This is a genomic window from Acinetobacter sp. SH024, from assembly GCF_000163635.1.
GTDB classification, from domain to species: domain Bacteria; phylum Pseudomonadota; class Gammaproteobacteria; order Pseudomonadales; family Moraxellaceae; genus Acinetobacter; species Acinetobacter pittii.
The window spans coordinates 363,972-377,619 of the sequence record NZ_GG753602.1 but is presented as its reverse complement, the minus strand read 5'-3'; the positions used below and the strand labels follow the sequence as shown (position 1 = coordinate 377,619).

Here is a 13,648-nt window from a genome sequence, read left to right as displayed (position 1 = left end):
CAATAATTTAAATTTCACTATTTTTAATCACCTCTTTTGCTAGGTAGCTTTTCGCCCCAAAGCAGACACCTCTGGGAAAAAGATACGTTATTACATAACATACACAAAACTTTTAAGATACGCCTATTAGTATCTCTGAACGCCACAGGTAGGTGGTGATTTTTTTAATATGGATATGGGTAGCACGGTAGAGATTTCACGATGATTATTTATGACGGACAAGTAGCTGATAATTACATGTATCAGGATTCAAATCAGGCAGCCATTGTTGTATCGCACAGCACACCAAGCCTCCCTTATCCTTTCACCATGAAACCCAATAATCATCAAACTCAAACTTCAACCAACCCACCCATCGATGTAGAAAAGTTTGTAGAAAAATTAGAAAGCGTTACTTCTAGACGCAGTAAAGCTAGATGCGCACGTAGTATCCGTCTTGCACTCGAATCTGCTGGTGCTAATGTTGAAAACCACCCAATCGCAGCTTCAGATTGGGGCGATACTCTCAAAAAGATTGGCTATAAACAAATTGATCCAGCCTTCGACGAACCTCAAGAAGGTGACATCTACATCATTCACAGAACCCGCAACCACGTTTATGGACACATCGCAGGATATACTGGAAGTGAATGGGTCTCTGACTTCAAACAAAATAGCTATGATGTCTATAAAGATGACAGTGTAACTTATACTTATTACAGATTAGGGTAATCTACCTAAGAACTAGATGTTCAATTGCTTTAATTGTTTCAAACAACTGATCAAACGAGTGTTTTAAACCCAGCTTGGCTTCTTTTTTGCTTTATTTTCATATTGTAATTATCAAAAATAATGATGGAACTTTATGAAAAGAATACTGCTGAGCTTTTACTTACTGACATCGTTTAGCATGACTTATGCCGCCTCTGATACAAACATTATAGAGGTTTTTAAAAAAGTACCCGAAAAACGGATTTACCAACCTCAATATTTATTGAAAGGGACGACTCCTCAAGCTCGAATCCATGTGATACGAAAACAATATTTAAATGGAATATTAGACTGTCCTTCTGTGATTTATCACGACAAGAAGAAAATTCTATCTTTGCACTCATTTGAAGAGGCAACATTTTTTCTAGAGCCAGATCGTTACTATATTCGCTATGAGATTAACAATAGTGGTTGTATCAATTTGGAATTTTACCAACTTAAGCGCCCCAAAATGGACATCCTATCTCAGGAACGTCAATTAGAAGGTGGTACGGAATATACATTTTCTATTAGTGAACATATTGGGCCACAATAATTATTTCAGCTCACACTTCCAGCAGATGGTAGATCTGCTCAACATAAGGTTGAATCAGATCACTCTGGTTAGCTCTGTAAGCTAAAACCACTTCAGATAAAAGATTCTTATTTTCTAGAGGAATCAACTTTACATTTTGGGGTAATATTTGCTCAAACTCTTGGGGAACAATGCTAATACCCAAATTTGCAGCAACTAACTGTAATTGGTTTAGCTTACGTGATTGGATCGTCGCTGCTTTAGGCCAGAAGCCAGCCCCTATACACAAGTTTGAGACTAAATAACTCAAACCTCCCCGCTTAGGATGTGGAGTCGAAACAAAATATTCATCTTTTAAATCTTTTATCTGGATACTTTGTGTTTCTTTAAATTTAGGGTGATCAATATAAACAGCTGCAAATAACGGCTGCTCATATAGTTTCAAGGTCGTTATTTCTTCAAGGGTATGCCGAACTGGTGGTCTAATCAAACCAATATCAATTTCCCCATTCAGTAAAGCCAAAATCTGATGCTCAGATGACAAGGTATTTATCTCAAAATTGATTTGTTGCGTTAAGCTAATTTCTTTTAATATCTGGATCTTTCTATCATCCATAATAATACTGCTCGAATGAGCAATTTTAATCTGACGATTTTTTCCTTCTGCAATATTCTTAGAAACTCCAATGATCTCATTTAAATAATGCATATTATCTTTAATTTTTTTATAGAAGACCTCTCCTGCTGCCGTGAGTTTTACTTTCTTATCAGTACGATCAAATAACTGAAAATCAATTTCTTCTTCTAATAATTTAATTTGCCGACTTAAAGCAGACTGAGCTATGAATAGCTTTTCAGAAGCCGCAGTAAAGCTTCCTTCTTCAACGATTTTTATGAAATATTGGAATTGTTTTAATGTGAGCATAACCATCTCAAAATTAGATTATTAGGTCTATTTTCTATATTAGATTAGATAGATAGCCTTCGCTAGAATTTTATCAAGACCATTCAATTGATTGAATTATTCATGAAGTATTTAAAAGGGTTTGTCATTTTCACCGTTGTTGTTCTAATTTTATGGTGCTTTAAATTTTATGATCAGCAACTACCCACACAGCCCCAGCAAGACAACATAGAGCTGTATGATTAAATAGTTTCTCTCAAAAATGAAAAGGCATGCACTCACATAAGCACATGCCTTTTCAATATTTAAATTAGGCTTTCTTTAAATCAAGCTTTTTCAAAACTTCAGCCACAGCAATCATCGCAAAGCTTGAAGTCACCACTACCGCTGAACCATAGCCACCACAACGTAATCCCGCCGATGGGCAAACATCTGCACTAGAAAATGGGTTATCGATTGAGTAAATACAGGTAATGCCAAATTTCTCTTTTGGCTTTTTACAGATACCTCGAGCACGAAGCTGGCTACGGAGCTTAGCTAACATTGGGTCTTGTTCTGTTTTTGATAAATCAGCTACGCGGATTTTAAGTGGATCGAGCTTACCACCTGCTCCGCCCGACACAATTAAAGGAATCTTATTAAAGCGGCAATGCAGCATTAAAGCCAGTTTTGCTTTAACGTCATCGATGCAGTCCAAAACAATGTCTGGTACAGGGTTTAAAAGCTCTGTGACATTTTCAGGCGTTAAGAAGTCATCAATAATATTAACTTTAATATGTGGGTTAATTTGGCGACAACGCTCCGCCATAATTTCAACTTTTTCACAGCCCAGAGTTGAGGTCATGGCAGGTAGCTGACGGTTTACATTTGATGCTGCAACCACGTCCATATCGACCAACGTGATCTCGCCAATACCTGTACGTGCTAAAGCTTCTACCGCCCAACTGCCGACACCACCAATACCAATCACCATCACATGACTTTTTTCATAGTGCTGGAACGATGAATCACCATAAACTTTGGCTACACCTGCAAAACGGCGGTCATATTCATCTTGTTGGATATCGGTCATTGCTACTCTGTGGGGATATAAAACACGGGAGGTATTTTACTGCTTTTCAGAAGAAAGTGTATTTCATATCAAAGAAAACTTGGGATTGGGATATTTAAACTCACGGTAAGTCTGTCATTATAAATTGTATTATTTAAGACTGAAGTCATCATTTACTAACGTGACAGGCGGCACGGATGCCGCCCAGTTGGGCTGTGGTATAAGGACATACCATCAGCCCGACAAAGGATTTTTGTTACTTTTTATCCTCTTAAAAAGTAAAGATAAGCCTATAAATCCAATATGAGCTCATACACATTCATTATAAGACCATGCTAAGTTTATGGATTTATGAAGCAATCAAATTCCGCAGTACATAATGCAAAATACCACCCGCCTTAAAGTACTCAACTTCATTTAACGTATCAATTCGACACAACACATTAAAATGACTCGCTACTCCATTTGGCCCTTTTACATCAACTTCAAGAATTTGATGAGGCTCTATGCCATCCGACAAGCCTCGAATTGATATCACCTCATGACCAGTTAAGTTAAGAGATTGTCGAGTTTGCCCATCAATAAACTGTAATGGCAACACGCCCATACCTACCAAGTTTGAACGGTGAATACGCTCAAAACTTTCAGCAATGACAGCTTTTACACCTAACAAGTTCGTTCCTTTGGCAGCCCAGTCACGTGAAGAACCAGTTCCATATTCTTTGCCAGCAATAATTACAAGTGGTGTATGTTCTTGTTGGTAACGCATTGCGGCATCATAAATAGCGAGCTTTTCACCACTTGGCACATGAATCGTATTACCACCCTCCTCACCGCCTAACATCTCGTTTTTAATACGAATGTTGGCAAAGGTACCTCGCATCATGACTTCATGATTACCGCGTCGAGAACCATAGGAGTTAAAGTCTTTTGGTTCAACACCTTGCTCTTGTAAGTATCGGCCTGCTGGGCTGTCTTTTTTGATATTACCTGCCGGTGAAATATGGTCAGTCGTTACCGAGTCACCAAGCACTGCCAAAATACGTGCCTGTTCAATATTTTTAATTGGTTTGGGCGGCTCACCAATGCCTTCAAAGAACGGCGGATGGCGGATATAAGTCGAATCATCAGCCCATTCATAAGTTTTACTTTTTGGAATCTGGATAGATTGCCAGCTTTCATCACCATCAAACACCGCAGCATATTCTTTATGGAACATCTCTGTATTTACTTTCTGTAAGACAGCATCAATCTCTGCCTGACTTGGCCAGATATCTTTTAAATAGACAGGTTGTCCATCTTTACCTTGCCCAATAGGTTGCGTAGTCAAATCGGTACGAATATTACCAACTAAACCATATGCCACTACCAAAGGTGGCGAAGCAAGCCAGTTTGTTTTAACTAATGGATGTACGCGTCCTTCAAAGTTACGGTTACCAGAAAGTACTGATGCAACATTTAAATCATGGCATTGAATTGCATCTTCCACTGGTTCAGGTAGTGGACCTGAGTTACCGATACAAGTCGTACAACCATATCCCACCAAGTTATAGCCCAACTCATCTAAATACGGCGTAAGTCCAGCAGCCAGCAAATAGTCAGTCACGACTTTAGAACCTGGTGCAAGAGAGCTTTTCACCCACGGTTTACGCTGCAAACCTTTTTCAATCGCTTTTTTAGCAAGTAAACCTGCTGCTAGCATTACACTTGGGTTAGAAGTATTGGTACAAGAGGTGATTGCCGAAATAACAACATCACCATGATTTAATGGATAAGTTTTTCCTTCAATCACGCAAGAAGGACTTTCATGTTGGATATTTGCTTTTTTTGCCTCGACAGCAGTACCGCCACCACCTTCATTTTCTAAACGCTCTTTAGCTTCTTTGGCTGGTTTTAAAGTTAACTCCATCAGCGCATTAAAGGTTTTCGGCACCTCTGATAAAAGCACTCGATCTTGTGGACGTTTTGGGCCAGCTAGACTTGCCTGAACAGTACTCATATCAAGGCTTAAAGTATCGGTGAAAACAGGTTCATCACCCGCATTACGCCATAAACCTTGCGCTTTGCTATACGCTTCGACTAGTTCAATACGATCACTTTGACGGCCAGTTAATTTCAAATAACCCAAAGTCACTTCATCAATCGGGAAGAAACCACAAGTCGCACCATACTCTGGTGCCATGTTGGCAATGGTCGCTCGGTCAGCCAGTGGCAAATCGGCTAAACCATCTCCATAGAACTCTACAAATTTCCCCACCACTCCTTTTTGACGGAGCATTTGAGTAATGGTCAACACCAAGTCAGTTGCAGTAATTCCTTCTGGTAGTTTTCCTGTCAATTTGAAACCAATAACTTCAGGAATCAGCATAGAAATGGGTTGACCTAACATAGCAGCTTCAGCCTCAATCCCCCCTACACCCCAACCTAAAACACCTAAACCATTAATCATGGTGGTATGTGAGTCTGTACCCACTAAAGTATCTGGAAAAGCAAAAGTTTGACCGTTATCTTCCCCTAGCCACACCGCTTGAGCCAAGTATTCTAAATTGACCTGATGACAAATTCCCGTACCCGGTGGCACTACACTAAAGTTATTAAATGCAGACTGCCCCCAACGTAAAAATTGATATCGCTCACCATTACGCTGCATCTCGATTTGTACGTTTTCTTCGAAAGCTTGATCATCGGCAAAATAGTCGACCATGACAGAGTGATCAATGACTAAGTCTACAGGAGATAAGGGATTAATTTTTTCAGGGTCGCCACCCGCTTGCGCCATCGCTGCTCGCATTGCAGCTAAATCAACAACTGCTGGTACACCCGTAAAATCTTGCATTAAAACCCGTGCAGGTCGATATTGAATTTCTTGATCTGAGGTGCGGGTTTTTAGCCATTCTGCTAAAGCATGGATGTGTTCCGTTTTAACGCTATGCTGATCTTCAAACCGTAATAAGTTTTCCAATAATACTTTTAAAGATTTCGGCAGTTTGGCAATATCCCCTAGCGTTTTCTCTGCTTGGGCTAAGCTAAAAATCTGATAATTGCTGGAACCTACTGTTAGCGTCTGTAAAGCATTAAAACTATTGATATTGCTATACTTAGCCATTGGGTTATCCTCCCACGTCTGGCAATGTTATTTTTCACGTTTTTACATGTTGTTTTCTTACTTTAAGCTTCTTTTTTAATCGCTGTGTTTTGTTTTAGTTACTATTTCTAATCTTTGATTTTTATTACGATAATTTCAATGCAGTAAGAGAGTTTTTCCACAGCAACTCAGCCAAATCCGGCTCTGGCATATTTAGATTTTCAGCCAAACTTTGTAGAACATAAGGCAAATTAACAGGGGTATTACGAGTCCGCTGTTCTGTTGAGGTTTGACAGCAAAGCGGTGTCATATCTGGACAATCTGTTTCAATCACCAAGTGCTCTGCACCTATAGCCTGCACAACGGTATGAAGTTTTTTTGCGTTCGGGTTGGTAATCTGCCCCGTCACACCAATTTTAAAACCAAGCTTAATAAGACCCTTTGCCTCTTCTACCCCACCACTAAAGGCATGAGCAATTCCGCCAAGTTTAAATTTTTGAGCTTTTAATATAGCAAGCACATCGCCGTGCGCTTTTCGAATGTGAAGTAACACTGGTTTTTGGTATTGGGCTGCAAGCTCTAACTGAGCTGCAAGATATTGTTTTTGCTTTATATATACATCTGGCTGCTTATGTTCTTTCAAGAAAGTATCTAAGCCAATTTCACCTACAGCCACGCAGTTTTCTTGCTGCAAGATATGTTCAAGATGAGTCAAATGCTCTGGTTGATGCTGTTCAATATAAAATGGGTGTAAGCCTGGTGCTAAATAAGAAGTAGGCACATTTTCCCAACTTTTTAACTGATGATGAGTCTGCACCAACTCATCAAAACGTGACTGCACAAACCCAATTAAGACTAATGCATCAACTCCAGCTTTTTTAGCATTAAATGCTAACTGCTGCCGATCTTCATCAAAATCGGCAACATCGAAATGGGTATGGGTATCAAACAAATGCATTAGCCAGCACTTTTTGCAACTGGTGCCGAAGCAGGTTTGGCTTTACGCTGTGGCAAATACTCTTCTTTTAACACATCTTGCAATTGGTCATAAGGAATGACTAATCGAGGGAGTCCAACCACGTATGGTCCAATTTCATATTCACCGTATTGAAGGATTAAACCTTGCTCACCCAATAAGAAGTTATTAGATAATTTAAACGGCCATGCTTGTTCATAGTCAGCAACATTATCAGCCAATTTAGAGTCCGTCACCCATGTCTTAAAGGCTTCATGGGCTAACTTCTCTAAAGTTGCTTTTTGCTGAGGACGTAATAAATCTTCAAGCTTAATTTGCTTTTGCTCTTTTAAATCAAAATTATAATAATGCTGTGCAGCAGAGCCATGAGCCCCACCTAAATAACTACTACTGTTAAGCACTACAGTTACAACTTTACCTTGAGCCTGCAAAATCTTAGGTTTAACTAAAAGATTAATCTGATGATTACTACTTAAAGCTTTTAACTCATTATCTAGATCAATAAATGAATTTGCATAGCGTTGCACCTGTGCATCAAAGCTATTTTTTTGCTCTGCACCCGCAACTGCTGAAGCTTCTGCTTTTTGTTCCGCTTGCGTGCCCTTAGCATCAGGTTCAGCAATTTCTAAAATTTGATTTAGTGTACTTAAGATTTGTTGATCTATAATTTTGTCAATAAAAGGAAAATTACTCTGTAAGCGCTCTACCGTAAATTCTGGACAAGTTTTACCATCACAATCAGGTAAAACCACCTTACTAGGAATTGTTTCACCCTTCAAAGTCAACTCTACTGGCTTTTGTTCTTGAACAGTTGATTTCTGCTGCTCTTGAGAATCCTTAGGATCAGCTTTAGGTTGGCATGCTGCCAGGAATATAGCAGAAGCAAGCAAAGTTAATCGCAGTGAAGCTTTAGAAGATAACATCATATTTTGCCTTTTATTCTAAGGAGATTACGCTATGCCTTTCTAAGAAATTAGCGCATATAAATAGAGGTTGCAAATTCTGCTACCATCTTAAAACATTTGTTCATAAACCTCGGGTTGTAATATTTTTTTGGTCTGTTCTTTAGATAAATAAATATCGAGCTGTGGAGCTTCTTTAGTAATCTGGTTTGCCTGATAATGTAAGCCAACCCCTTCACCATCAAAGAACCAATCTGCCTGCCCCCAATATAAAGTTTTTGGTGCTTCTTTCTTTATGTCAGCAGTCTGCTTTTTTAACCAGTCTTGATAGGCCACCTGCACCATTTGATGCACAGTAGTTTGTTGATCTTTTTTCAAAACATCTAACAAAGTTAAGCTCTTATGCAGTTTGCGGTCGGCCACAAAAAAGTAATAACGGTCTTTAATCGTGAGCTCTTCCTGCTTGGTATCAAGTCCTAATTGTAATAAAACATATTGGTTACGCTGCGATGCAATACGGGTATGAAGATGCAATTCATAAGCCCGATTCTTTGAATATTTATCTTGCCATTCATCAGACTTTTTAACATAAGCATTAATGGCTTGCTGCAAACTTAAGTCTTTTTTCAAATCAATTTGATCTTGAATTACCTTAGCCTGACTTTTCGCGATCCATTCATTTAGCCATGCATCTTGAGTCTTTATCGTTTGAATATCGACATCAATACAATTTTTCTTCTCACAAAATGGCAAAGCATAATCAGCTTTTACTTGTTGCAAGTTTAGAAATGGGAGTACTTCAGCTTTCTCTATATTTTGATTTTGGTTAGAAGCTGATTTCATTTGAGAAGATGATGAAGGTTGAAAGCTTTTCCAGACAAAAAGGCAAATAGCTAAAAGTAATATGATTACCGCAACTAAAAGTGCAATAACTGTCTTTCTATTCAAATTCATTTCATCATCCTTTCTTATTTTTCAAAACAAAACAGCTTCTGTTCGAAGCTGTCTGTCAAATCTTAAAGATTAGTGTTCACGTGTGTTACGGAACTGAATATCAGGCCAACGCTCTTGCATAATCTGCAAGTTTACACGACTTGGCGCAAGATAAGTTAAGTGACCACCACCATCTATAGAAAGCTGATCATGTGCTTTTTTCTTAAATTCATTGAGAATCTTATCATCATCACAATGAATCCAACGAACAGTATTAACACTTACAGGCTCATACACGCAGTCAACTTTATATTCTTCTTTCAGACGGTAAGCAACCACATCAAACTGAAGCACACCAACTGCGCCCACAATCAAGTCATTGCTAATTTGTGGCATAAATACCTGAGTTGCGCCTTCTTCAGACAACTCTTTCAAACCTTTCTGCAATTGTTTTGACTTTAATGGATCTTTCAAACGCACTCGACGGAACATCTCTGGTGCGAAGTGAGGAATACCTGTGAAATGTAAATTTTCACCACTTGTGAAAGTATCACCAATTTGAATTGTGCCGTGGTTATGCAAACCAATAATATCACCTGGCCACGCTTCTTCTAGATGTTCACGCTCACCCGCAAGGAATGTCAATGCATCACTAATACGTACATCTTTACCAATACGTACATGATTCATCTTCAAACCTTTTTCATATTTACCTGAGCAAATACGCATAAAGGCAATACGGTCACGGTGTTTCGGATCCATGTTGGCTTGAATTTTAAAGACGAAACCAGAAAAACCTTCTTCTTTAGCATCGACAACACGCTCTTGTGTTGGATGTGCTTTAGGTTCTGGTGCCCAATTCATAAATGCGTCTAACACGTGGTCAACACCAAAGTTACCTAATGCTGTACCAAATAGAACTGGAGTTTGTTTACCTTGTAAAAATAATTCGCGGTCCAAAGGCTCATTCGCCATTTGTACGAGCTCAAGTGACTCTTCAAAAGACGCCCAAGCCAGCTCACCTACTTTTTCACGGATATCTGCATGGTCATAACCTTCGCGTACTTCAATATCTGTAATAGTTGAGCCAAAGCCTGCTTTATAGACATACAATTTGTTTTCAAGAATGTTGTATACACCCGCAAAATCACGCCCCATCCCTAATGGCCATGTAATTGGTACACAGCGAATGTTGAGGACATTCTCAATTTCATCCAGCAACTCAAGTGGTTCACGAATCTCACGATCCATCTTGTTTACAAATGAAATGATCGGAGTGTCACGCATACGACAAACTTCCATCAATTTGATGGTACGTTCTTCGACACCTTTTGCACCATCAATCACCATTAACGCAGAGTCAACTGCAGTTAGGGTACGATAAGTATCTTCAGAGAAGTCTTCATGCCCCGGTGTATCAAGTAAGTTAATAGTGTGACCTTTATAAGGGAACTGCATAACAGAAGTGGTAATGGAAATTCCACGCTCTTTTTCCATTTCCATCCAGTCAGATGTAGCTGCGCGGTCAGATTTACGGCTTTTTACCATCCCTGCAACCTGAATTGCTTTACCCCATAACAGTAATTTCTCTGTCATGGTGGTTTTACCGGCATCGGGGTGGGAAATGATGGCAAATGTGCGGCGTTGAGCAACCTGTGCCGCTAACTCATCTTTAAAACTCATGAAATACACCTACTGCGGAGATTGCAGTGCCAAAGACCTAAAGTCGATCAAAATAAAAATTGGCGTAATTGTAGCAGATTTATAGAACTGTTTAATGATTGTTGATAAGCCATGAGTTATTCACAAACTTTTTAGATCTTTTTTGAGAATGTAGTTTAGCTCCTTAGAAATTTTACAATTAAAAAAGCCCACCTATTTAAGATGGGGCTTGATTAAGACTTAATAGAATCTTTACGCCAATTTCTTTTCTTCAATGAATTGAACATCGGCAATTTGTGCATCCCAGAACTCATTCCATAAAGCACAGTAATCAATACATAGCTTGGTTAAGCTTTCATAATCATCTTTTGTAATTGCTTGTGCTAATGCAAACCACAAGTCATCTTCATGATCGTCATCAGCGGCCTCAGATGTTTCATCCGTAGATACCCCATGTACATGGTAATAACCACCACCTTCAACATCGATATTTACGAATTTGGTTGCTTGACGTAATGGAGGACTAAAAAGAATGACTTCCTCCTCTGCAACAGCTAATAATGCCACGACATTAATATAACTATCATAAGAAGATTCTAAAAATGATCTAACCTGATCTGCAAATTTTGATGGTTTATAATTACGACGGTCAAGTTCCGTTAAACCATAATCATTAAGTAAATCTTCATATAAAGGATAATGAGCATATTCAGGATTACCCATATAGTAATTATCTTTGTCTAAACCAGGGCGAAAACCAAACTCATCAAGTATATTTAAACTTAATAATACCCGTGGATACATCTTCGCCCCAGAGTGGAGTTTAGGTTCCAATTGTTTTGTTAAGAATTGAGCCTTTAATAGAGCGTCAGTAAAAATTTGTACAATCGCATGACGATATTCTAAATGGATAAGAGTCAAACGTTGTTTATCAAGATATCCACCGTTTAACAGCTCAATAGCAGGATGATTACAAACTGGTAACTCTGCAATTGTTTTTCTTAACTGTTTAAGAAATTGTAAATTTTCATCCCATTGTTTTGCAGGAATACTATTTTTCATCCCCTGCAATGCTTTTTCTCTTGGATTATTAAAGTCTTCAAATTTTTTTAACATAATGATTCTCTATAAAAAGTTTTTCTTATAGTTAAGTTATAGGCTCTCTCTTTATTACAATTTTGCATTCAATTGCTAAAATAAATTCCGCACACCCATACTTAACAAGTTGATACTATGTGTATTATCTCAACAAATCAACGGATTAATTAATAATATTTAAAAAAGTAAACTAGTGCCAATTAAATATATAATATGTTGTTTTTTAAATTAACCAAGCTATTGAATAAATATAATTTTTTAAATACTATAAAATAAGTTTTATTTAAGCTTATACACTTTACAATAGCAAAGTTAATCAAAAAATATCCGCAACGGGGAACCCGATGACAAAAAGAGAAACTATTATAACAACAGCAACATCCCTCTTTAACCAAAAAAGCTATACTTCTATTGGTGTTGATCGCATTATTGCTGAGTCAAATGTTGCAAAAATGACTTTTTATAAATACTTTTCTTCTAAAGAAGCCTTAATTGAAGAATGTCTTTATAAGAGAAATTTAGAGATCCAATATTCAATATTGGAAAAAATAAAGAATACCAACAACCCTTTGATTAAATTAAAAAAGATATTTAATTGGTATATCGATTGGATTAATACAGATGACTTTAATGGCTGCTTATTTAAAAAAGCGACAATAGAAGTCATGCAATTGTACCCTTCTATTAAGCATCAAATTAATGAATATCGGGAGTGGATTTACTCGTTAGTTTTCTCAGCTCTTTCAGAGTTAGAAGTAGAAAACACAAAAATCCTAACAGGGCTCTTTCTTAACATTGTAGATGGAATCATTATTGATGGCACTATAAATAAAGGAAAGATTAACCCAGAACAAACGTGGTCTTATATAAACAAAATTATTGAATTAGAAACAGTTCGAGAATATGCAACTATTTAATTTATAAATTAATTAAGTTTTTATATTTCAACAAAGATAGAAGTTGTTTTTTGTTCGGTGGAGCCTACTCTCTAACTCCACCCAAAATCTATTCACTCCCTAAAATTAATAATATTTATATTTTATAAAAATTAATATTTTTATTTAGTTCTATCTTCATCAATTCCAATTATTACATAAACTTCATAATACTTTATAACAATCCTTTTCACCTCTTATATTTTATAAAATACAAACATCAATTTATTAGAATTACTTTATACTTGCAGTATATATTCATAAATTATTATATGTAAAATACTCAACTAACTGAGAAACTAATACTATTCACTACTACAAATATATAGGTGTGTTTTAGAAGATAAATTTATTTTAATTAATTGTTCTTTAAAGATAAAATTAAAAGGAAATATTAGGTTTAAAAATCGATATAGAAAAGATTAAGCGAAGTGAGCGCCTTGAGATTCAATCAGTTGATCGACGTGAACAGGCATTCCTAATAAATAACCCTGAAATTGCTGACAACCTAAACGGGTTAAAATCTCAACTTGCTGTTGAGTTTCCACCCCTTCCGCTGTTACGGTTAAACCTAACTTTTTAGCTAAATGTATTATACTTTCTAATATAACTTGGCAGAGTAAAACTTGAAGTGCGACATAAACCACCTAATTAATTTAAAGGGTTTATGGAGTATATAAAATTGTCATACCATCATCTTAACTTTGAAGATCGTACTGCATTAATGCTTGAGTCAAGAAAAGAAGGCTTTTCAGCCAGAAAATTTGCTGAACTCATTAAAAGACATCCTAGTACGATCTATCGTGAGCTTAAAAGAAATAGCATCAATGACGTTTAT

General features: G+C 37.3%; 13 protein-coding genes and 1 pseudogene. 5 read left to right on the top strand and 9 right to left on the bottom strand.

The window, feature by feature from the left end; genetic code table 11:
• Positions 1–201 precede the first annotated feature (201 nt).
• Positions 202–711, top strand: a complete 510-nt coding sequence (locus tag HMPREF0013_RS18290) for a hypothetical protein (protein ID WP_002117310.1) — start codon at positions 202–204, stop codon at positions 709–711.
• A gap of 178 nt (positions 712–889) precedes the next feature.
• Positions 890–1,285: a hypothetical protein gene (locus HMPREF0013_RS18285; protein ID WP_002117235.1), complete on the top strand. Its 396-nt coding sequence runs from the start codon at positions 890–892 to the stop codon at positions 1,283–1,285.
• A gap of 10 nt (positions 1,286–1,295) precedes the next feature.
• Here the strand turns inward: HMPREF0013_RS18285 and HMPREF0013_RS18280 are convergent, their stop codons facing one another.
• Positions 1,296–2,195, bottom strand: a complete 900-nt coding sequence (locus HMPREF0013_RS18280; RefSeq protein ID WP_002117287.1) for a LysR family transcriptional regulator — start codon at positions 2,193–2,195, stop codon at positions 1,296–1,298.
• 96 nt (positions 2,196–2,291) lie between these two features.
• On the opposite strand from HMPREF0013_RS18280, the gene HMPREF0013_RS24700 reads away from it, so the two are divergent.
• Positions 2,292–2,414, top strand: a complete 123-nt coding sequence (locus tag HMPREF0013_RS24700) for a hypothetical protein (protein WP_002117232.1) — start codon at positions 2,292–2,294, stop codon at positions 2,412–2,414.
• Between the two features lie 64 nt (positions 2,415–2,478).
• Here the strand turns inward: HMPREF0013_RS24700 and HMPREF0013_RS18275 are convergent, their stop codons facing one another.
• From HMPREF0013_RS18275 to HMPREF0013_RS18245, 7 genes are all read right to left on the bottom strand, one after another.
• On the bottom strand, positions 2,479–3,240 hold the full coding sequence (locus HMPREF0013_RS18275; protein ID WP_002117228.1) for a ThiF family adenylyltransferase: 762 nt from the start codon (positions 3,238–3,240) through the stop codon (positions 2,479–2,481).
• 328 nt (positions 3,241–3,568) lie between these two features.
• The gene (gene acnA, locus HMPREF0013_RS18270; protein WP_002117150.1) at positions 3,569–6,325 is read right to left on the bottom strand and encodes an aconitate hydratase AcnA; all 2,757 of its coding nucleotides are present in this window, start codon (positions 6,323–6,325) and stop codon (positions 3,569–3,571) included.
• 124 nt (positions 6,326–6,449) lie between these two features.
• Complete coding sequence (locus HMPREF0013_RS18265; protein ID WP_002117230.1) at positions 6,450–7,262, bottom strand: TatD family hydrolase; 813 nt, start codon at positions 7,260–7,262, stop codon at positions 6,450–6,452.
• Positions 7,262–8,203 (bottom strand): RsiV family protein, encoded by a 942-nt coding sequence (locus HMPREF0013_RS18260; protein WP_002117193.1) that lies wholly within the window; start codon positions 8,201–8,203, stop codon positions 7,262–7,264. The genes HMPREF0013_RS18265 and HMPREF0013_RS18260 overlap by 1 nt, the downstream gene beginning before the upstream one ends.
• Positions 8,204–8,293: 90 nt before the next feature.
• A complete protein-coding gene (locus HMPREF0013_RS18255) occupies positions 8,294–9,136 on the bottom strand; it encodes a hypothetical protein (protein ID WP_002117238.1) in 843 nt (280 codons plus the stop codon).
• Between the two features lie 69 nt (positions 9,137–9,205).
• Positions 9,206–10,798, bottom strand: coding sequence for a peptide chain release factor 3 (locus tag HMPREF0013_RS18250; RefSeq protein ID WP_002117155.1), 1,593 nt, complete (start codon positions 10,796–10,798; stop codon positions 9,206–9,208).
• A 231-nt stretch (positions 10,799–11,029) separates the two neighbouring features.
• A complete protein-coding gene (locus HMPREF0013_RS18245; RefSeq protein ID WP_002117201.1) occupies positions 11,030–11,893 on the bottom strand; it encodes a hypothetical protein in 864 nt (287 codons plus the stop codon).
• 326 nt (positions 11,894–12,219) lie between these two features.
• Here HMPREF0013_RS18245 and HMPREF0013_RS18240 point away from each other — a divergent pair, with 326 nt between their 5' ends.
• Entirely contained in the window at positions 12,220–12,792 is a 573-nt protein-coding gene (locus tag HMPREF0013_RS18240; RefSeq protein WP_002117307.1) for a TetR/AcrR family transcriptional regulator, read from the top strand.
• A gap of 440 nt (positions 12,793–13,232) precedes the next feature.
• Here HMPREF0013_RS18240 and HMPREF0013_RS24695 read toward each other — a convergent pair.
• A pseudogene (locus HMPREF0013_RS24695) lies at positions 13,233–13,424 on the bottom strand (EAL domain-containing protein); the annotation flags it as partial.
• 53 nt (positions 13,425–13,477) lie between these two features.
• On the opposite strand from HMPREF0013_RS24695, the gene HMPREF0013_RS24690 reads away from it, so the two are divergent.
• Positions 13,478–13,648, top strand: a 171-nt coding sequence (locus HMPREF0013_RS24690) for a helix-turn-helix domain-containing protein (protein WP_079284595.1), incomplete at its 3' end; no start/stop codon positions are given.